We start from the raw sequence: 18,725 nt of genomic DNA, 5'->3' as shown, positions 1-18,725 counted from the left end.
GGAGATAACAATGGCTACCAAGTCCAAGGCATTCCGCGCCGCTGCTGAGAAGATCGCGGCCGACACGTTCTACACCCCCGCCGAGGCCGTCGCCCTGGCGAAGGAGACCGGCTCGAAGAAGTTCGACTCGACCGTCGAGGTCGCGCTGAAGCTCTCGGTCGACCCCCGCAAGGCCGACCAGATGGTCCGCGGCACGGTCATCCTGCCCCACGGCACGGGTAAGACCGCCCGCGTCATCGTCTTCGCCAACGGCCCCGCGGCCGAGGCGGCCCTCGCCGCCGGCGCCGACGAGGTCGGTGGCACCGAGCTCATCGAGAAGGTCGCCGGCGGATACACCGCGTTCGACGCGGCCGTCGCCACCCCCGAGCTCATGGGCCAGGTCGGTCGCCTCGGTAAGGTCCTCGGACCCCGCGGCCTCATGCCGAACCCCAAGACCGGCACCGTGACCCCCAACCCGGCCAAGGCCGTCGAGGAGATCAAGGGCGGAAAGATCGAGTTCCGCGTCGACAAGCACGCCAACGTGCACTTCGTCGTCGGCAAGGCCTCGTTCTCGGCCGAGCAGCTCGACGAGAACCTGAAGGCTGCGCTCGAGGAGATCGTCCGCCTCAAGCCGTCCAGCTCGAAGGGCCGCTACATCCAGAAGGGCGCCGTCTCGACCACCTTCGGTCCCGGCATCCCCCTGGACGTCAACGCCATCGTCTGACGTTCGTCACCGGAAGCCCCGTCGTGTGCGCTCTGCGCCGGCGGGGCTTTCGCGTTCCCGCATGCGGTGCCCACGGCCCCTCGTCTGCACGGACGTGCAACACAGCGTCATCCGGGAAGACGATCGCGCCCCGACGTGTTGTGCTGGGGGGTCGCGCTTCGCGACCCGCCCCCGATCACACATGTCTGGAACAGCTATGCCCCGTCGTCGTCTGACCGTCCTCGCCGCCACCCTGGGCCTGAGTGCCCTCGCGCTGACCGCCTGCAGCGGCGGAGCCACCTCGGGCGCCTCCTCCGACGCCGGTTCGGAGTACGGCCTGGTCTCGGGCGGCACCCTCACCGTCGCCACCGAGGGCACCTACCGCCCCTTCTCGTACCACGAGGGCGCGGGCGAGCTCACGGGCTTCGACGTCGAGATCGCCAAGGCCGTCGCCGACAAGCTCGGTCTGCAGGTGAAGTTCCAGGAGACCCAGTGGGATGCCATCTTCGCGGGCCTCGACGCAGGACGCTTCGACGTCATCGCGAACCAGGTGTCGATCAACCCCGAGCGCCAGGAGAAGTACACCTTCAGCACGCCCTACACCGTCTCGCGCGGCGTCGTCGTGACGACCGAGGGCGACGACTCCATTTCGAGCTTCGCCGACCTGTCGGGCAAGACCACGGCGCAGTCGCTCACGAGCAACTGGTACGAGCTCGCGACCTCCAGCGGCGCTCAGGTCGAGGCCGTTGAGGGCTGGGCCCAGGCGGTCGCCCTCCTCAAGCAGGGCCGTGTGGATGCCACGATCAACGACCAGCTCACCTACCTCGACTACGAGAAGACCAACAGCCCGACGGGCCTGAAGATCGCCGCCGAGACCGAGGACACCTCCGAGAGCGCCTTCGCGTTCAAGAAGGGGCAGGACGCCCTCGCGGATGCCGTGGACTCGGCGCTCGAGGAGCTCCGAGCCGACGGCACCCTGACCCAGATCAGCGAGAAGTACTTCGGCGCCGACGTCACCCAGTAAGACGTCGCTGTAAAGCCCCGCGGATCGTCCGCCCCGCACCTCTAGCGTGGGGGCGGACGATCCGCGCGTGAGCGGGAGCCTTGAGCGCTCCGCGTCGATCGTGCGGGCGGAGGTCCGCGAAGGAAAGGAGGCCCATGAACGACCTGTGGACGCTGTTGCTCGACTCGTTCTGGCCGATGCTGCTGGCCGGGATCACGGGCACCATCCCGCTGTCGTTGGCCTCGTTCGCGATCGGTCTGGTGATCGCGCTGCTCATGGCTCTGCTGCGCTTGTCGCCGAACGTCGTGCTGTCGGGCTTCGCGCGCTTCTACATCTCGATCATCCGCGGCACGCCGCTGCTGGTGCAGCTGTTCGTGATCTTCTACGGGCTGCCCGCCGTCGGCGTCGTGATCGACCCGTTCCCCGCGGCCGTGATCGCCTTCTCGCTCAACGTCGGGGGATACGCCGCCGAGGTCATCCGCGCCGCGATCCTGTCCGTCCCGCGCGGGCAGTGGGAGGCCGCCCACACCGTCGGGCTCTCACCGCGCAAGACGCTGACGCGCATCATCCTCCCGCAGGCCGCCCGGGTGTCGGTGCCGCCGCTGTCGAACACGTTCATCTCGCTCGTGAAGGACAGCTCGCTGGCATCCCTCATCCTCGTCTCCGAGCTGTTCCGCCAGGCGCAGAACATCGCGGCGTTCTCGTACGAATTCATGGCCGTCTACCTCGAGGCGGCGCTCATCTACTGGCTCTTCTGCCTCGTGCTGTCGTTCGGGCAGAACGCCCTCGAGAAGAGGTTGGACCGTCATGTCGCCCACTGAGACCCCCCTGCTGCAGGTCACGGGGCTGCAGAAGAGCTTCGGGACGAACCGCGTCCTCGACGGCGTCGATCTCGAGGTGCGCCGCGGCGACGTCCTGGTGCTGATCGGGCCATCCGGATCGGGCAAGACCACGGTGCTGCGCTGCCTCAACGGTCTCGAGACACCGGATGCCGGTGTCGTCGCGTTCGCCGACGGACCGCGCGTCGACTTCGCGGGCAAGGTCGCCAAGACCGACCGGGCGGCGCTGCGCGACAGGTCGGCGATGGTCTTCCAGCACCACAACCTCTTCCCGCACCTGACCGTGATCCAGAACGTCATCGAGGGCCCCGTGCAGGCGCATGGCGTCCCCCGAGCCGAGGCTATCGCCACGGCCGAGCGTCTTCTCGCCCGGGTCGGCCTCGCCGAGAAGCGCGACGCCTTCCCGTCGGAGCTGTCGGGCGGCCAGCAGCAGCGCGTCGGGATCGTGCGCGCCCTCGCCCTGGAGCCCGACCTTCTGCTCTTCGACGAGCCGACCAGCGCTCTCGACCCCGAGCTGGTCGGCGAGGTGCTGAAGGTGCTCCGCGAGCTCGCGAACGAGGGCTGGACGATGGTCATCGTCACGCACGAGCTCGGCTTCGCGCGAGAGGTCGCCGACGAGGTGCTGTTCTTCGACGAGGGCGTCATCGTCGAGCGCGGGGCTCCCGCGACCCTCTTCACGCGTCCCGAGAAAGAGCGCACGCGTCGCTTCCTCGACCGTCTGCTGCGCCCGCTCGACGGACCCGACCCGGCTTGAGTCGGCGGCATCCGTCGGCTCGTTCCGCGAAGCGTGCGGAACTGCCGGGGGACCCGCAGAGCGACCCGCAGAGCGACCCGGTGGCCGACCGTGGCACCCTGGGACGATGAACCGCCTGACGCATCTCCTGGGTATCGAGCTGCCGATCGTCCTCGGTCCCTTCGGCGGCCTGTCATCGATCGCGCTGACGGCGGCGGTGAGCGACGGGGGAGGCCTCGGCTCCTTCGGGCTCTACGGCTACGCCCCCGCGCGCATCGCCGAAACCGTCGCCGCCCTGCGCGCGGCGACGCCGCGACCCGTCGCGGTGAACCTGTGGATGCCACGCGGAGACGAGATCACCCCCCACGACATCGACCTGGAACCGTACGCGGATGCCGCGCGTTCGCTGTTCGAGGCGGCGGGGGCGTCCGTGCCCGCCGCGCCGGAGAGCTTCGTGCCCCCGGTCGACGCGCAGATCGACGCCGTGCTCGAGGCCCGGCCCGACGTGCTCAGCGTGGTCTTCGGCGTCCCGGACGCCGCGCTGCTCTCGCGCGCCCGTGAGCGGGGGATCGCCGTGATCGGCACCGCCACCTCCGTGGCCGAGGCGCGGGCGCTGGATGAGGCGGGCGTCGATGCGATCGTGGCGACGGGCTCGGAGGCGGGCGGTCACCGCGTCTCGTTCCTGTGCGAGCCGTCCGACTCGCTGGTGGGCACGTTCGCCCTCGTCCCCCAGGTGGTCGATGCCGTGTCGGCTCCGGTCATCGCGGCCGGCGGCATCGCCGATCGCCGCGGCGTCGCGGCGGCGTTCGCACTCGGCGCGGAGGGCGTGCAGGTCGGCACGGCGTTCCTGCGGACGCGTCAGTCGGCGGCCACGCCCGGGCATCGCGCGGCGATCGCCGGGGCGGCCGACACCGACACGCGCCTCACCCGTGCGATGAGTGGACGGCTCGCTCGCGGCATCCCGAACCGGGCGATGCGCGAGCTCGAGGCGGGGAGGATCGCGCCGTTCCCGGCGCAGAACTGGCTCACGGGAGTCTTCCGGGCGGCCGCGACGGCCGCGGGAGACGCCGACCTGGTGTCGCTGTGGGCGGGACAGTCCGCCGGCCTCAGCCGTCTCGACGACGCCCGCGAGGTGCTCGACGAGCTGCGGGCGGGACTGCCGGTCTAGACGGTCTCGCGGATGTCGAAGCCGGTGGGGATGCCGTCGGCGACGTTCTCTTCGAGCACGTCGACATCGTCCACCCGGGCGGACGGGGGCCCGTCGTGCGCCCAGGCGATGACGGCCTCGACGGCGTCGGGGTCGCCCGCGACGAAGGCCTCCACCGCGCCGTCTCGGCGATTGCGCACCCAGCCCCGCGTCCCGAGGCGCTGCGCCTCCGCGCGCAGGGCGTAACGGAAGCCGACGCCCTGCACCCGGCCGGTCACGGTGATGGTGACGGTTCGCATGCGTCCATTGTCGTCGGGGAGGAGGGGACGGCGCACTCGCGCGCCGGAGGGAGCCGCGTCCCGTGCCGATCGGTGCGGCACGGCGCGGGAGGCTCAGCGCGCGGCCAGACCCGCCTCGCGTGCCATCTCCCGCGCCGATAGGGTCGACACGGCACGGCGCCGCAGCCTCAGTGTGGAAGCACCAGCGACACCGCGATCACGAGCATCACCACGGCGATCAGCGCGTCGAGGATCCGCCACGCCCGGGGCGTGTCGAGCCGACGTCCGAGGGAGCGCGCGCCGAAACCGAGCGCGGTGAACCACACGAGGCTCGCGACGCACGCGCCGAGCGCGAACGCCCAGCGCCCCTCCCCGTGCGTCGCCGCCACGGATCCGAGCAGGAACACGGTGTCGAGGTACACGTGCGGGTTGAGCCAGGTGAGGGCGAGGCACGTCGCCACGGTGGCGGCGAGGGTCGTGCGCGTGCGCACGGCCGTGCCGGCGGCATCCGGAACCGGGGTGGTGGTCGCGGCGTCGACGCGGAGGGTCTCGCCGCTCGGGCGCAGGGCACGGCGCGCGGCGAGCAGGGCGTAGGCCGTGAGGAAGGCCGCTCCCGCCCACCGCACCACCACGAGCAGCCAGGGGATCGCCTGCAGCGCGAGGCCGATGCCCGAGACGCCGACGACGATCAGCACGGCGTCGGAGGCCGCGCACACGGCGACCACGGCCACGAGGTGCTCCCGCCGCATTCCCTGGCGCAGCACGAAGAGGTTCTGTGCGCCGATCGCGACGATGAGGGAGAAGCCGAGACCGAGACCGGCGAGGAGAGAGGCGAGCACGCCTCGACGTTAGGGGTCGGCCGGCATCAAGACCAGCTCAGGATTCTGCAGGACCATTAGCATTCCTTCATGTCCATCCCCCTCGATCTCGCCCGCACGCTCGCCGTGGTCGTCGAGGAGGGGACCCTGGATGCCGCGGCCCGCCGCCTGCACATCACTCCGTCGGCGGTCAGCCAGCGGCTCCGTGCGCTCGAGGACCGGGTCGGCCGGGTCGTGCTCGTGCGGTCCAAGCCCGTGCGCACGACCGAGGCGGGCGACGCGATCGTGCGGCTCGCGCGTCAGCTCGCCCTGCTCGAACACGACGCCCTGACGGCGATCGGCGCGGAGGAGGGGGCCACCGCATCCCTTCCGCTCGCCGTCAACGCGGACTCGCTCGCCACGTGGTTCCTCCCCCCGCTCGCGCGGGTCGCGGCGCGGCACGCGGTCGTGTTCGACCTGCACCGCGACGATCAGGACTTCACCGCGGGCCTGCTCGAGTCGGGCACGGTGATGGCGGCGGTCACCTCGCGCGCGGCACCGGTGGCGGGATGCCGCGTGCGACCCCTCGGCATCCTGCGCTACGAGCCCGTGGCCACGACGGCGTTCGCCGCCCGCTGGTTCGCCGGGGGAGCGGATGCCGCGGCGCTCGCCCGGGCGCCGCTGGTCGACTTCGACCGGCGCGACGACCTGCAGACGCAGTGGCTCTCGCGTCGGGGCGTGGCGGCGGGTGATCCGCCCCGGCATCGGGTTCCGGCGTCGCAGGACTTCGCCACCGCGATCGAGCTCGGGCTGGGCTGGGGACTGCTCCCCGGGTTCCAGTCGGCGGAGGGGCTCGCCGCGGGGACCCTCGTGCGTCTCGCCGACGACGCGGTGGACGTGCCGCTGTACTGGCAGCAGTGGAACCTCACCTCTCCGCTGCTCGACCTCGTCGCCGACGAGGTGGTGGCGGAGGGACGACGCCGGCTGGCGGGAGCCTGAGGGTGCGGCCCGACCCGGCTCCCGCCCGCGGCGCCCGGATCAGTCGTCGCTGACCCGCAGCACGACCTTGCCCCGGGTGTGCCCGCGCTCGATCGCCGCGTGCGCCTCGGGCGCCTCGTCGAGACCGAACACGCGCTCGATGTAGACGCGGACGGCGCCGGAATCGAGCAGGCGTCCGATCGTCGAGAGGGCGCCGCCGTCGGGGATCGTCTTGTAGTCGGTCGAGCGGATGCCGCGCGCCGCCGCCGCCTCCCGGAATCCCGGCCAGGCGCCGGTCGGAACCTCGATCAGCAGACCGCCGGGGCGCAGGACATCGAGCGACCGGGTCCCGGTGTCGTCGGCGACGTTGCCGATCAGGTCGATGACCACGTCGACGGTGTCGACGACGTCTTCGAAACGCGTGGTGGTGTAGTCGACGACCTCGGCCGCCTCCAGCTCGCGCAGCCAGTCGAGGTTGCGGGGCGAGCCGGTCGCGATCACGTGGGCCCCGAAGTAGGCCGCGAACTGCACGGCGAAGTGCCCGACGCCGCCGCTGCCGGCGTGGATGAGGATGCGCTGCCCCTGGTGGGCGAGGGCGGTCTCGACCACCAGCCCCCACGCGGTGAGGGCGGCGACCGGCACGCCGGCGGCCTCGACGTGCGAGAGCGAGACCGGCTTGCGGGCGAGCGAGAGCGTGGGGACGACGGCGTACTCGGCGTAGGCGCCGGGCGTGCGCGGAACCGCGACCATGCCGTAGACCTCGGTTCCGACCGGGAACGGATGGGCGTCGAACGGGGCGCGCACGACCACGCCGCTGAGGTCGAGCCCGAGCACGGCGGGCCACGCCTCGATCGCCGACGACATCCCGCGCCCCGCGCGGGTCTTCGCGTCGATCGGATTCACGCCCGCGGCCACCACGCGCACGAGCACCTCGCTGAGGACGGGGGTCGGGACCGCCACGCGATCCACGCGCAGCGCCTGGGCCGATCCCGGTTCGTCGAGGACGACGGCATCCATCGTCTCGGGCACCGCCGGGGCGGGCTGGAGGGCGGCCTCGGGACGCGTCGATCGGAATCTCATCGGGCGCTCTCTCTCGCGTGCGGCGTGTCCGCGGCGGCTCCGCCGCGGTCTCCACAGTCAAGCGCGCCATTGTCTCGACGGTGTTACACCTCGGTCACCGTGTCGCGAAGCCGCGGGTGCCCGCCGGGCGGGGCGGGAGCCCGGGCGTTCGCGGCGGCGGAACGGGGCGCGTGGTCGGACCAGGCACGCGGCGATCGGTTCCGCGCGCGGCGGGTCGCGTCGCGCGGAACCGTCACGATCGAGGGGCCCGGCCGGCCGGGCGCTCAGTCGCGCGCGGGGACCTCTCCGACCGCGAGGGCGTGGAGCAGCGTCGACAGGTGACGGATGTCGTCGATCGACCAGTCCGCGATCGCGTCGAACAGGCGGCTCTCGTGCGGAGCGCGGGCATCGGCCAGACGGCTGTGCCCGAGTTCGGTGACGGCGATGAGCCGGGAGCGGCGGTCGTTCGGGTCGGGCGTGCGGGTCACGAGCCCCAGGTCTTCGAGCTCGGTGATCGACCGGCTGAGGAACCCCTTGTCGGCGGCGAGGCGCTCGGCCAAGCCCGACAGGGTGAGCGGTCCGAAGCGGCTGACCACGGAGAGCGCCTTGAACGTGGCCGGGAGCATTCCGGGACTGACCCGTTCCGCCGCCTCGGAGACGAAGCGGCGGAACACGGTCATGAGTTCCGAGAACGACGACTCCAGGGCCTGCACGGCCTCACGGCGGTCATCGTCCACATCGCTCATCACGTCAGACATCTTCTCCCATCCCGGCGTCTCGGCGTGCGCGGCGCGAGGACGCGGCATCCTGGGTCGGCACGGTTCCGGTCGCGGCCAGGGTGGCCATGCCCTCGGGCACCGACACGGTGGCGAGATCGGCCTCGCTCGCGGCGACCCGCTCGGAGGTCGTCATGCGGGTGAGCGGGCGGTTGGGCAGGAACAGGATCGCGATCAGGCTGACCACGGCGACGGGCACCGCGATGAGGAAGGAGTGCGCGATCGACTGGGCGTAGATGTCCTCGACGATCACGCGCACGCTCTCGGGCAGCGTCGACACCTGCGGGATGGCGCCGGACTGCAGCGACTGGGCGACGGCGGCGCCCTTCTCGCCGAGCCCCATGATCGCGGTCGTGAGGTCGTCGGCCCGGTCGGTGAACAGGCTCGTCGCCATGCTCGCCAGCGCCGCACCCATGACCGAGACGCCGATGGTGCCGCCGAGGCTGCGGAAGAAGGTCACTCCCGAGCTCGCCGCGCCCATCTGAGCGGGGTTCGCGGTGTTCTGCACGACCAGGACGAGGTTCTGCATCGTCATGCCGACGCCGGCGCCCAGCAGTGCCATGTAGACCGAGACGAGCGCGAAGTTCGTGTCGTAGTGGATGGTCGACAGCAGGAACGATCCGGCGATGAGCAGGATGCCGCCGGCGATGAGGAACGGCTTCCACCGGCCGAAGCGCGAGATCAGCGCGCCGACGACGATCGACGACACCAGCAGACCGCCGATCATAGGGATGGTCATGACCCCGGCCTCGGTGGGCGTGGCCCCGCGGGCCATCTGCATGTACTGGCTCAGGAACACCGAGGTGCCGAACATCGCCAGGCCCGTCGCGATCGAGGCGATCGTGGCGAGGGTGAAGGTGGCGTCGCGGAAGAGGGTGAGCGGCACGAGCGGCTCGGACGAGCGCAGCTCGACGATCACGAAGAGGATCGCGGCGATCACGGCACCGCCGACCATCAGCAGCGTCTCGGTGCTGGCCCACTCGAAGGCGCTGCCGGCGTTGGTGACCCAGATGAGCAGCAGCGACACGGCGGCCGACAGCAGCACGATGCCGAGGTAGTCGATCTTCACCGCGCGCTTCGCGCGGACGGGGAGGTGCAGCGTGCGCTGCTGGATGAGCAGGGCTGCGACGGCGAAGGGGAGCGCGACGAAGAAGTTCCAGCGCCACCCGAACGCGTCGGTGATGACGCCGCCGAGCAGCGGGCCGCCGACGGTGGCGACCGCCATCACGGCACCGAACAGGCCCATGTACCGGCCGCGTTCGCGCGGGCTGATGATGTCGGCCATGATCACCTGGCTGAGGGCCGCGAGTCCGCCGGCGCCGAGACCCTGCACTGCGCGGAACGCGATCAGCATGTCGGTGTTCTGCGAGAAGCCGGCGGCGGCGGTGGCGAGCACGAAGACCGCGATCGCGACCTGGATGAGCACCTTGCGGTTGAACAGGTCGGCGAGCTTGCCCCAGATGGGGGTCGAGATCGCGGTGGTGAGCAGGGTCGCGGTGATGACCCAGGTGTAGGCGTTCTGGTCGCCCGACAGGTCGTGCACGATGACGGGCAGCGACGTCGAGACGACGGTCGAGGCGAGCATCGACACGAAGGTGCCGAGCAGCAGGCCGATCAGGGCCGGCAGGACGCGCCGTTGGGCGGGCGCGTCCGAAGAGAGGACTGTCATGCGGAGCTCCACGGAAAGGGGACGGATGCCGCGACGACGATGGCGCGATTAGTTGACTGATGTCAACGATACGCCTGATGCTTGACTTCCGTCAACTATTAATCGAGGAGCGCGAGGGCGCGGTACCTCTCCGCGGGTTCCGGTCGGGCGGGGGCGGGCTGACGCGCCTGCATCGTGCGGCGGTACAGCTCGTCGATGAGGGAGGTCGCCAGGCCGACCAGCTTGGAGATCTCGCGCTCGTCGCGCTCGACCCACTGGCAGCGCGGTTCGTCGTGCAGGGGGACGAAGCCGTCGTGCTGCTCCCAGGCGACCAGGGTCCGCTCGGCGCCCAGGACGTGCTGCTGCCACCAGATCTGCCGCATGTAGGTCTTCGGGATGGACCGCCACGCCTTGTTGGTGGTCTTGATCTCGGCGAGGATCACCCGGCCCTCGCCGTCGACGACGACGCCGTCGGGTGTCGCGAGGTGCCTCTTCTCGACGACCGCGTGATACAGGGCCGACGAGGGGCGGATGCCGTGCGTCGCCGCGACCCAGGCGGCGATCTCGGGCTCGCGTCGACGACCGTGCGCCGTGAAGGCGTTGCCCGAGAAGTTCGAGCCCATGAGCTTGGCATCCGCTGCCCGCGCGATGGCGTTCGCGCTGGTGAGGGTCGCGACGTCGGTGGCGGTGATCCCGCGACTGCGCGCGCGGATCCAGGCGACGCGATCGCGCGAGTCGGCGACGATCCTGGCGTCGAGGTCGGCGCTGCGGGAGGCGACGAGCTCGGGGGACATGCGTTCGACCCTAACCCCGTCGGCCCGTGCATCGCATGCGAGGCGCGGCGCGTCGGCATCCGGGGTCTTGCGTCCCAGGTAAGGGTGACCTAAGTTGTCCGCATGACTCCGGATGCCGCGCCCCTCCGCCGGCCCGACGGCGGCCGCTGGGGCGACCTCGAGGGTGCGGTGCTTCTCGGTGGCGACGCGAGCAGCGTCCCCCGGATGCGCCGGATCGTCGCGGTCCTGCCTCCCTCCGCGCACGTCACGGTGCTGGTCGAGGTGCGCGGGGCGAACGAGATCGATGTGATCGACGCGCGGGAGGCGCGCGTGAGCTGGCTCGACAGGTCGATCGACGGCGAGTTGTGCCCGCGGGGCGAGCGCCTCGCGCAGGCGATCCACGCCTGGTGCGCCGAGTGGGCGTGCGGCGACGACGCGGTGTGCACGGTCTGGCTCGGCGCGCGGACCCCGTCGCGCATCGTCCGCATGACGCAGGCGATGCTCCCCGCGTCGCGGGTGTCGTAGCCGCGGGTGCGGCGCGCGGCCCTCGCGGCGCGCGGCCCTCGCGGCGCGCGGCGGCGCCAGGCCGCTCGAGATCACACGATCGGCGCGAGCGCACCCGTTGCGCCGCGGCGCGAGCGTGCGATGTCGCGCCGTTCGTGTGATCTCAGCGGGGGTCGGGCGCGGGCGGGGCGTGGGTCCTCCCCAACGTTGGGGAGGGGGAGTTCTCCACCGAGGGGCTCGGGTGCGGGGCGCGGGATGGGGTTGCGCGCGACGCTGGGGGGATGGGGCGCGACATGGATGCGGACGCGGCGCGGAATCTGCTGCGCACGCGGGCTCAGCTGCTCGATCGAGACGTTGCGAAGAGCGGGCTCCGCAGCGACCCCGCCGGAGAGTGGCACCGCGTGCAGCGAGGCGTGTACGTCCCCCGTGTCGCCGTCGACGATCTCTGGCCCCAGGCCGATCTGCGTCTGCGGGTCGTCGCAGCGGCTGGTCAGATGCGCGGAGGTGACGCCGTGATCTCGCACGTGTCGGCCGCGGTCCTGCACGGGTTAGACCTGTCCGGCATTGCCGGCCGGCCGGTCGAGATGACGGTCGCCGGCGGTCGTCGGATGTCGAGCCGTCCGGGCTTGACGCGGCACCTCGATGAACTCGGTCCGGATGACGTCGTCATGGTCGAGGGGCTGCGTTGCACGTCCGTCGAGCGCACGGTCTTCGACGTCGCTCGGGTCGCCTCGCTCGAGACCGGCGTCGCCTGCGCGGACGCGGCAGCGAGGCGGATGGCGGTCCGGGAGGCGTCTTCGACCCGGGCGCGCACGAGGAGTGGCGTGCGCGTCTGCGCGTGCGCGCCGCGGCCGCGTCGGGTCGCCGTGGAGCCGCGCGGGCCCGGTGGGTGATCGAGTTCTTCGACGGGCGCGCCGAACTCCCGGGCGAGAGTCTCAGCCGTCTGCAGCTCTTCCGACTCGGTCATCGGGTCTTCGATCTGCAGGTGCCGGTCGAGGGCCCGGCCGGTGAGGTCTACGAGGTCGACATCGGACTCCCCGAGGCCAGGACGTTCTGGGAGTTCGACGGAGAGGGCAAGTATCTCGACGAGGCTCGGCGGAGCGGACGCACTCTGGACGAAGTGCTGCTGCGTGAGAAGCGTCGAGAGGACTGGATCCGCGGCGTGACCCAGTGGCGGCTGTATCGAGGGGGCTTCCGCGACGTCGCGACGCCGAAGGCCCTCGCGGCGCGCCTCGCCGCGTTCGGCGTAGCGCCGCCGACCGCGTGAGATCACACGATCGGCGCGAGATGACGCGTTCGATGCGCGGCGGAGGGGGTGATCTCGCGCCGTTCGTGTGATCTCGCGGCGATGGGGAAGGGGCGGCGGGCGGGCGGATTGGCGTGGGGAGCGCGGGTCGGGTACAGTAAGAACCAAGCCAAAGACCGTCGGTCATCGTCGTGCTCGCATGTCGATCGAAGCGTCTGCTGAGAAGCAGAGGACCTACGCAGGTAAACGAAACTCTCCCGAGCTCCGTGCGCCTGCGCCGGAGCTCTTCTTTTTTGCCCAGACCCCGGGTGTCTTCGGCCGGCGCCCCGCCTCCGCGGAGCGCCTCGTACACACAAGGAGTGGCCATGGCGCAGAAGGATGCATCGGTCGCCGAGCTCACGAAGAACTTCGAGAACTCGACCGCCGTTCTGCTGACCGAGTACCGCGGTCTGACGGTTGCCCAGCTCAAGCAGCTGCGCAACGACATCCGTCAGGACGCGGATTACGCCGTGGTGAAGAACACGCTGACCAAGATCGCCGCGTCCAACGCGGGGGTCACGGGACTGGACGACGAGCTCAAGGGCCCGTCTGCCATCGCGTTCGTGCACGGCGACCCCGTCGCCGTCGCGAAGAGCCTGCGTGCCTTCGCCAAGGCTAACCCTCAGCTCGTGGTGAAGGGCGGCTACTTCGATGGCGCCCCCCTGACCGCTGCTGAGGTCAACAAGCTCGCCGATCTCGAAAGCCGTGAAGTCCTGCTGGCGAAGCTCGCCGGCGCGATGAAGGCGACGATGACCAAGGCGGCATACGTCTTCCAGGCGCTTCCGTCGAAGGCCGTTCGCACGGTCGACGCGCTGCGCGAGAAGCAGGACACCGCGGCCTGACCCGGCCCGGCTGATTAACCCGATCAAGGAGATACAACATGGCTAAGCTCAGCACCGAAGAGCTGCTCGACGCGTTCAAGGAGCTCACGCTCATCGAGCTGTCCGAGTTCGTCAAGGCGTTCGAGGAGACCTTCGACGTCACCGCCGCCGCCCCCGTGGCCGTGGCCGGCCCCGCCGCCGGTGGCGCCGCCCCCGCCGAAGAGGTCGAGGAGAAGGACTCGTTCGACGTCGTCCTCGAGGCCGCCGGTGACAAGAAGATCCAGGTCATCAAGGTCGTCCGCGAGCTCACCTCGCTCGGCCTCGGCGAGGCCAAGGCCGTCGTCGACGGTGCCCCCAAGGCCGTGCTCGAGGGCGCGAACAAGGAGACCGCCGACAAGGCCAAGGAGGCGCTCGAGGGCGCCGGCGCCACGGTGACCCTGAAGTAATTCCAGCAACACCGTCGCTTCCGCGACACACGAAGACCCCGGATGCCACTGGCATCCGGGGTCTTCGTCGTTTCGGCGTCGCAGGCCGCTCCGAGGCGGGTGACGAACGCCGGAGTCGCGAGCGATGACACCGGGTCTCCGCCGTCGAGGAACCGGAATTCACCGGATCGAAACGAAAAGATCCTGGGAGAACCGTATGGGCATCGTTTACGGTCGATGAGAACACCCCCCCGTCGATCCCCCCATCCGACGTCGTTCTCGTTCACACGCTTGTCCGTGCGTCGGTACTTGGAGACCCATGCCCAACGCTGCATCGCGCGTGCCCGCACGCCGTTTCACGACCGCTCTCAGCGCCGCCCTGGGCGCCGCTCTGCTCGGTTCCGCCCTCGTCCCCCTTCCCGCCTTCGCGGCCGACGGCGCGAGGGTGGTGATCAACGAGGCCTACCTGAAGGGCGGGAGTGCCGGCGCTCCGTACGCGCAGAAGTTCGTCGAGCTGTACAACGCCGGCGACACCGCGCAGGACCTGAGCGGCTGGTCGCTGCAGTACCGCTCCGCCGCCAGCGTCGCCGCTCCCACCGGCGCGAACACGCAGACCCTGAGCGGATCCATCGCCGCGGGCGGCTCCTACCTCATCGCGCTCCCCGGCAACGGCGACGTCGGTGCACCGCTGCCCGCCGCGGACGCCACCAGCACGGGGCTGAACCCGTCGGGGACGACCGGCCAGCTCTTCCTCGCGAACGTCGCGGAGCCGCTCGCCCTACCGGCCGGCTCCGTCGACGACGACCGCGTGGTCGACTTCCTCGGGTACGGCGCCGGCGTCAGCTTCGAAACGGCCCCCGCCGTCGTCGACGGCCCGAACGGCACGCCGAACGCGCTCGTGCGCACCGACTTCGTCGACACCGACGACAACTCCGCCGACTTCACCAACACCACCACGGTGACGCCGCAGGGATCCGGGGGAGCGGCCCCCGAGCCGCAGCCGACCGAGGAGCCGTCGCCCGAGCCGACCACGCCCGTCCCCGGCGAGGTCACGCCCATCCGCGACATCCAGGGGACCGGAGCGACCACGCCCCTCGCCGGCACCGTCGTCACCACCCGCGGCGTCGTGACCGCCGCCTACCCGACCGGCGGATACAACGGCTTCTTCCTTCAGACGGAGGGAACCGGGGGCGCCATCGACCAGGCCGCCCACACCGCCTCGGACGCGATCTTCGTCTACGGCACCGCTGCCGCGGCATCCGTCTCCATCGGCGACCACGTCGAGGTGACCGGAACCGCGGGCGAGTTCTACGGACAGACGCAGCTGACCGCCGACGCCGCGAGCGTCCGCGTGCTCACCGACGCGGCTGCAGAGGTCGCCCCGGCCGAGATCACCTGGCCCAAGACCGACGAGGAGCGCGAGCGGTTCGAGGGCATGCTGCTCGCCCCGCAGGGCGACTTCACCGTCACCAACACGTACTCCACGAACCAGTACGCCGAAGTGGGACTCGCCGCCGGCACGACGCCGCTGCGCACCCCCACCGACGTCGCGCGGCCCGACACCCCCGAATACGTCGCCGCCGTCGCCGACAACAACGCGCGCGCGGTCGTGCTCGACGACGGAGCGTCGCTCGACTTCCTCCGCTCCGCCCAGGACGTCCCGCTGCCGTACGTCTCGCTCACCGACCCGGTTCGCGTCGGCGCACCCGTGACCTTCACGCGCCCGGTCATCCTCGACTACCGCAACAACGCGTGGAAGTTCCAGCCGACCGAGCAGCTCACGGTCGACAACGCCGCCACGGTCCAGCCGGCGACCTTCGAGAACACCCGGACGGCGTCGCCCGAGCCGGTGGGCGGCACCGTCAAGATCTCGAGCTTCAACGTGCTGAACTACTTCACCACGACGGCGGAGAGCGTCGGCTGCACCTCGACCTACGACGACCGCGACGGCAACCCCGTGACGGCCGACACGTGCCCCGCGCCCGGCCCCCGCGGCGCCGCCGACGACGCCAACCTCCAGCGCCAGCAGGCGAAGATCGTCGCCGCGGTCAACGGCCTCGGCGCCGACGTCGTCTCCCTCGAGGAGATCGAGAACTCCGCGGTGTTCGGCAAGGACCGTGACGACGCGCTGTCGACGCTGGTCGACGCCCTGAACGACGCGCTCGGCTCGGAGGCCTGGACCTTCGTGCCCTCGCCCGCCGAGCTGCCGGCCTCGGAGGACGTCATCCGCACCGCCTTCATCTACAAGAAGGCCGTCGTCGCCCCGGTCGGCGACAGCGTCATCCTCGACGACCCGGCGTTCGCGAACGCCCGGCAGCCGCTCGCGCAGGCCTTCGCCCCCGTCGACGATCCGGATGCCACCATCCTCGCGATCGTGAACCACTTCAAGTCCAAGGGCGACAGCCGCCCCGCGGCCACGGGTGACAACGCCAACGGCATCCAGGGCGCCTTCAACGGCGACCGGGTGCGGCAGGCGCAGGCGCTCGGCGCGTTCGCCGCGGAGAGGTCGGCGGCCATCGGGACAGACGACGTGTTCCTGCTCGGCGACTTCAACGCGTACACGCAGGAGGACCCGATCCAGACGCTGCGGTCGTTCGGCTTCGAGCCGCTCGAGGCGGGCACGGGCAAGTACTCGTACTCGTTCAGCGGTCAGTCGGGCTCGCTGGATCACGTGCTCGCCTCGCCTTCGGCGCGCGAGCTCGTCACCGGCACCGACATCTGGAACATCAACGCCGTCGAGGCGCTCGCCCTGGAGTACAGCCGATACAACTACAACGCGCTGAATTTCTACGACGAAACGCCCTACCGCTCCAGCGACCACGACCCTGTGGTGGTGGGTCTCGAGCTGTCGTCGACGACGGAGCTCAACCTGCTCAACATCAACGACTTCCACGGCCGCATCGACGCCAACACCGTGAAGTTCGCGGGCACGATCGAGTCGCTGCGCGCGGAGGGCGGGGAGGGCTCGTCGGTGTTCCTCTCCAACGGCGACAACATCGGCGCTTCGCTGTTCGCCTCGTCGAACGCCGGTGACAAGCCGACGATCGACGTGCTCGACGCGCTCGACCTGGCGGCATCCGGAGTCGGCAACCACGAGTTCGACAAGGGCGCCGACGACCTCGTCGGACGCGTCGGCGACCTCGCCGACTTCCCCTACGTGACCGCGAACGTGTACCGCGACGGAGAGCCGTTGCTCCCCGGCTACGAGATCATCGAGGTCGGTGGACTGCGGGTCGGCGTCGTCGGCGCCGTCACCGAGGAGACCGCGTCGCTGGTCACCCCCGGCGGGATCGAGGGCGTGGAGTTCCGCGAGCCGGTCGCCGAGGTCAACCGCGTGGTCGACGAGATCCGCGACCAGGTCGACGTCATCGTGGCCGAATACCACGAGGGTGCCGCCCAGGGCGGCTCCCTCGACGACGCCCTCGCCGCGGGCGGCGCCTTCGAGCGCATCGTGACGCAGACCGATCCCGACGTCGACGCCATCTTCACCGGCCACACGCACGAGGAGTACGTCTGGGACGCGCCGATCCCCGGCGTCGACGGCACGCGTCCGGTGCTGCAGACCGGCAGCTACGGCGAGAACATCGGCCAGATCGTGCTGAGCGTGGATCGCGAGAGCGGTGACGTCGTGGGTCACACCGCGCGCAACGTCCCGCGCCTGGCCGGCGAGGTCGTCGAGGACGACCCGGAGAAGACGGCGGAGAACAGCGCGGCCCTCGACGCCGAGCTCATCGCCGAGTACCCGCGCGTCGCCGAGGTCGCCGACATCGTCTCGGCCGCCCTCGCCGATGCGGAACGCGTCGGGTCGCAGCCGGTGGGCTCGGTCGAGGCCGACATCACCACCGCCTTCACCGGCGGAGCGTACGTCGACGGCGTGTACACCGGCGGCAAGCGCGACGACCGCTCCCGCCCGTCGGCGCTCGGTTCGCTCGTGGCCGACGCGCTCCGGGAGACGCTGAGCGACCCCGACCGCGGGGGCGCCGACATCGCGGTGGTCAACCCGGGCGGCCTGCGCGCCGAGCTGCTGCGCGACGGCGACGGGGTGATCACCTTCGCCGAGGCGAATGCCGTGCTGCCCTTCGTCAACAACCTGGGAACCACGACGCTCACGGGCGACCAGGTGCGCCGCCTCCTCGAGCAGCAGTGGGGCGACGCGGCCGGCCGCGAGGCCGACCTCGCCCTCGGTGTGTCGGAGAACGTCCGCTACACCTACGACGCCGCCCGTCCCGCGGGCGAGCGCATCACGGGCGTCTGGATCGATGGACAGGCGATCGATCCGGCCGGGTCGTACCGGGTGGGTTCGTTCAGCTTCCTCCTGCAGGGCGGGGACGCCTTCTCGGTGCTCGCCGAGGGCACCGATCCGCGCGACTCGGGCCTGATCGACCGCGACGGCTGGATCGCCTACCTGCAGCAGAACCCGGGCCTGAGCCCTGACTTCGCCGTGCGCTCCGCTCAGGTGCAGGACGTGCCCGCCGAGGTCGCGCGGGGCTCCCGCGCCGCCTTCACCGTGTCGGGACTCGACCTCACCTCGCTGGGCAGCCCGCTCACGACGGAGGTCTCGGCGTCGGTGGGAACGGGCGAGCCCGTGTCGTTCGCGGTGACCGACGGCGCGGCGCAGATCGCACTGGACGTCCCGGCCGATGCGCCGGCCGCCGTCGACGTCACCCTCACCACGGCGTCGGGGACGACCGTGACCGTCCCGCTGCGGGTCACCGACGCGGCTCCGGGCGGAGGGGCGGGGGCCGACGACGGTTCCGGTGACGGCGCCGACGAGGGCGGGAACGCCCCCGGCCGCCCCGGCGCCCTGCCGGTGACCGGCGCCGACACCGCCTGGATGGGCGCGGGCGTGCTCGCCGCCCTGGCCCTGCTGGGCCTGGGGATGGCGCTGCGGCGTCGCAGCAGCACCGGTTCTGCGCACGGCGCCGACTGACCGCGCGCGACAGGACAGAAGGGGCCCGGATGCCAGGACATGGCCTC

At 71.2% G+C, this 18,725-nt stretch carries 18 protein-coding genes; 12 read left to right on the top strand and 6 right to left on the bottom strand.

Annotation, left to right across the window (positions count from 1 at the left end; translation table 11 throughout):
* The first annotated feature begins 10 nt into the window (after nt 1–10).
* The 5 genes from rplA (at nt 11) to AB1K56_RS02195 (ending at nt 4,425) form a co-directional block, all read left to right on the top strand.
* Entirely contained in the window at nt 11–703 is a 693-nt protein-coding gene (gene rplA, locus AB1K56_RS02215; RefSeq protein ID WP_136586815.1) for a 50S ribosomal protein L1, read from the top strand.
* 196 nt (nt 704–899) lie between these two features.
* The gene (locus tag AB1K56_RS02210; RefSeq protein WP_264631428.1) at nt 900–1,706 is read left to right on the top strand and encodes an amino acid ABC transporter substrate-binding protein; all 807 of its coding nucleotides are present in this window, start codon (nt 900–902) and stop codon (nt 1,704–1,706) included.
* Nucleotides 1,707–1,840: 134 nt separating this feature from the next.
* Nucleotides 1,841–2,506, top strand: coding sequence for an amino acid ABC transporter permease (locus AB1K56_RS02205; protein ID WP_136586813.1), 666 nt, complete (start codon nt 1,841–1,843; stop codon nt 2,504–2,506).
* Nucleotides 2,493–3,278 carry an amino acid ABC transporter ATP-binding protein gene (locus AB1K56_RS02200; RefSeq protein ID WP_371204352.1) on the top strand — a complete coding sequence of 262 codons (786 nt, stop codon included), beginning with the start codon at nt 2,493–2,495 and terminating at the stop codon, nt 3,276–3,278. The genes AB1K56_RS02205 and AB1K56_RS02200 overlap by 14 nt, the downstream gene beginning before the upstream one ends.
* Nucleotides 3,279–3,384: 106 nt before the next feature.
* Entirely contained in the window at nt 3,385–4,425 is a 1,041-nt protein-coding gene (locus AB1K56_RS02195) for an NAD(P)H-dependent flavin oxidoreductase (protein ID WP_371204351.1), read from the top strand.
* Here AB1K56_RS02195 and AB1K56_RS02190 read toward each other — a convergent pair.
* Complete coding sequence (locus AB1K56_RS02190; protein ID WP_264631426.1) at nt 4,422–4,703, bottom strand: acylphosphatase; 282 nt, start codon at nt 4,701–4,703, stop codon at nt 4,422–4,424. The genes AB1K56_RS02195 and AB1K56_RS02190 overlap by 4 nt on opposite strands.
* 167 nt (nt 4,704–4,870) lie before the next feature.
* Nucleotides 4,871–5,521 (bottom strand): LysE/ArgO family amino acid transporter, encoded by a 651-nt coding sequence (locus AB1K56_RS02185; RefSeq protein ID WP_371204350.1) that lies wholly within the window; start codon nt 5,519–5,521, stop codon nt 4,871–4,873.
* Nucleotides 5,522–5,590: 69 nt separating this feature from the next.
* Between AB1K56_RS02185 and AB1K56_RS02180 the strand changes: the two genes are divergently transcribed.
* The gene (locus AB1K56_RS02180) at nt 5,591–6,478 is read left to right on the top strand and encodes a LysR family transcriptional regulator ArgP (RefSeq protein ID WP_371204349.1); all 888 of its coding nucleotides are present in this window, start codon (nt 5,591–5,593) and stop codon (nt 6,476–6,478) included.
* A gap of 39 nt (nt 6,479–6,517) precedes the next feature.
* Here AB1K56_RS02180 and AB1K56_RS02175 read toward each other — a convergent pair whose 3' ends face one another.
* The 4 genes from AB1K56_RS02175 to AB1K56_RS02160 form a co-directional block, all read right to left on the bottom strand.
* Nucleotides 6,518–7,537 carry an NADP-dependent oxidoreductase gene (locus AB1K56_RS02175; protein WP_371204348.1) on the bottom strand — a complete coding sequence of 340 codons (1,020 nt, stop codon included), beginning with the start codon at nt 7,535–7,537 and terminating at the stop codon, nt 6,518–6,520.
* 263 nt (nt 7,538–7,800) lie between these two features.
* A complete protein-coding gene (locus AB1K56_RS02170; RefSeq protein WP_319801380.1) occupies nt 7,801–8,262 on the bottom strand; it encodes a MarR family transcriptional regulator in 462 nt (153 codons plus the stop codon).
* Nucleotides 8,263–8,266: 4 nt separating this feature from the next.
* On the bottom strand, nt 8,267–9,961 hold the full coding sequence (locus AB1K56_RS02165; RefSeq protein ID WP_371204347.1) for an MDR family MFS transporter: 1,695 nt from the start codon (nt 9,959–9,961) through the stop codon (nt 8,267–8,269).
* A gap of 98 nt (nt 9,962–10,059) precedes the next feature.
* Entirely contained in the window at nt 10,060–10,734 is a 675-nt protein-coding gene (locus AB1K56_RS02160) for a YqaJ viral recombinase family protein (RefSeq protein WP_371204346.1), read from the bottom strand.
* A gap of 102 nt (nt 10,735–10,836) precedes the next feature.
* Here AB1K56_RS02160 and AB1K56_RS02155 point away from each other — a divergent pair, with 102 nt between their 5' ends.
* The 6 genes from AB1K56_RS02155 to AB1K56_RS02130 all read left to right on the top strand — a co-directional run bounded on the left by AB1K56_RS02155 (nt 10,837) and on the right by AB1K56_RS02130 (nt 18,678).
* On the top strand, nt 10,837–11,238 hold the full coding sequence (locus AB1K56_RS02155; RefSeq protein ID WP_371204345.1) for an SIP domain-containing protein: 402 nt from the start codon (nt 10,837–10,839) through the stop codon (nt 11,236–11,238).
* A 260-nt stretch (nt 11,239–11,498) separates the two neighbouring features.
* Nucleotides 11,499–12,110, top strand: coding sequence for a hypothetical protein (locus tag AB1K56_RS02150; protein ID WP_371204344.1), 612 nt, complete (start codon nt 11,499–11,501; stop codon nt 12,108–12,110).
* Complete coding sequence (locus AB1K56_RS02145; RefSeq protein WP_371204343.1) at nt 12,107–12,484, top strand: hypothetical protein; 378 nt, start codon at nt 12,107–12,109, stop codon at nt 12,482–12,484. Before AB1K56_RS02150 ends, AB1K56_RS02145 begins: the two co-directional genes overlap by 4 nt.
* A 344-nt stretch (nt 12,485–12,828) precedes the next feature.
* Nucleotides 12,829–13,344, top strand: coding sequence for a 50S ribosomal protein L10 (gene rplJ, locus AB1K56_RS02140; RefSeq protein ID WP_058232707.1), 516 nt, complete (start codon nt 12,829–12,831; stop codon nt 13,342–13,344).
* A gap of 38 nt (nt 13,345–13,382) precedes the next feature.
* Nucleotides 13,383–13,769, top strand: coding sequence for a 50S ribosomal protein L7/L12 (gene rplL, locus AB1K56_RS02135; protein ID WP_136586802.1), 387 nt, complete (start codon nt 13,383–13,385; stop codon nt 13,767–13,769).
* Between the two features lie 319 nt (nt 13,770–14,088).
* Nucleotides 14,089–18,678: an ExeM/NucH family extracellular endonuclease gene (locus tag AB1K56_RS02130; RefSeq protein WP_371204342.1), complete on the top strand. Its 4,590-nt coding sequence runs from the start codon at nt 14,089–14,091 to the stop codon at nt 18,676–18,678.
* Nucleotides 18,679–18,725: the final 47 nt, after the last annotated feature.

The organism is Microbacterium sp. BWR-S6Y, assembly GCF_041379845.1.
Taxonomy (GTDB): Bacteria; Actinomycetota; Actinomycetes; order Actinomycetales; family Microbacteriaceae; genus Microbacterium; species Microbacterium hydrothermale.
This window is presented reverse-complemented; position numbering and strand designations above follow the sequence as displayed.

What these genes read in the sequence shown, in the direction of transcription:
- rplA (WP_136586815.1), top strand. Translation starts at nt 11, where the DNA reads ATGGCTACCAAGTCCAAGGCATTCCGCGCCGCTGCTGAGAAGATCGCG.
- AB1K56_RS02210 (WP_264631428.1), top strand. Translation starts at nt 900, where the DNA reads ATGCCCCGTCGTCGTCTGACCGTCCTCGCCGCCACCCTGGGCCTGAGT.
- AB1K56_RS02205 (WP_136586813.1), top strand. Translation starts at nt 1,841, where the DNA reads ATGAACGACCTGTGGACGCTGTTGCTCGACTCGTTCTGGCCGATGCTG.
- AB1K56_RS02200 (WP_371204352.1), top strand. Translation starts at nt 2,493, where the DNA reads ATGTCGCCCACTGAGACCCCCCTGCTGCAGGTCACGGGGCTGCAGAAG.
- AB1K56_RS02195 (WP_371204351.1), top strand. Translation starts at nt 3,385, where the DNA reads ATGAACCGCCTGACGCATCTCCTGGGTATCGAGCTGCCGATCGTCCTC.
- AB1K56_RS02190 (WP_264631426.1), bottom strand. Translation starts at nt 4,703, where the DNA reads ATGCGAACCGTCACCATCACCGTGACCGGCCGGGTGCAGGGCGTCGGC.
- AB1K56_RS02180 (WP_371204349.1), top strand. Translation starts at nt 5,591, where the DNA reads ATGTCCATCCCCCTCGATCTCGCCCGCACGCTCGCCGTGGTCGTCGAG.
- AB1K56_RS02175 (WP_371204348.1), bottom strand. Translation starts at nt 7,537, where the DNA reads ATGAGATTCCGATCGACGCGTCCCGAGGCCGCCCTCCAGCCCGCCCCG.
- AB1K56_RS02170 (WP_319801380.1), bottom strand. Translation starts at nt 8,262, where the DNA reads ATGAGCGATGTGGACGATGACCGCCGTGAGGCCGTGCAGGCCCTGGAG.
- AB1K56_RS02165 (WP_371204347.1), bottom strand. Translation starts at nt 9,961, where the DNA reads ATGACAGTCCTCTCTTCGGACGCGCCCGCCCAACGGCGCGTCCTGCCG.
- AB1K56_RS02160 (WP_371204346.1), bottom strand. Translation starts at nt 10,734, where the DNA reads ATGTCCCCCGAGCTCGTCGCCTCCCGCAGCGCCGACCTCGACGCCAGG.
- AB1K56_RS02155 (WP_371204345.1), top strand. Translation starts at nt 10,837, where the DNA reads ATGACTCCGGATGCCGCGCCCCTCCGCCGGCCCGACGGCGGCCGCTGG.
- AB1K56_RS02150 (WP_371204344.1), top strand. Translation starts at nt 11,499, where the DNA reads ATGGGGCGCGACATGGATGCGGACGCGGCGCGGAATCTGCTGCGCACG.
- rplJ (WP_058232707.1), top strand. Translation starts at nt 12,829, where the DNA reads ATGGCGCAGAAGGATGCATCGGTCGCCGAGCTCACGAAGAACTTCGAG.
- rplL (WP_136586802.1), top strand. Translation starts at nt 13,383, where the DNA reads ATGGCTAAGCTCAGCACCGAAGAGCTGCTCGACGCGTTCAAGGAGCTC.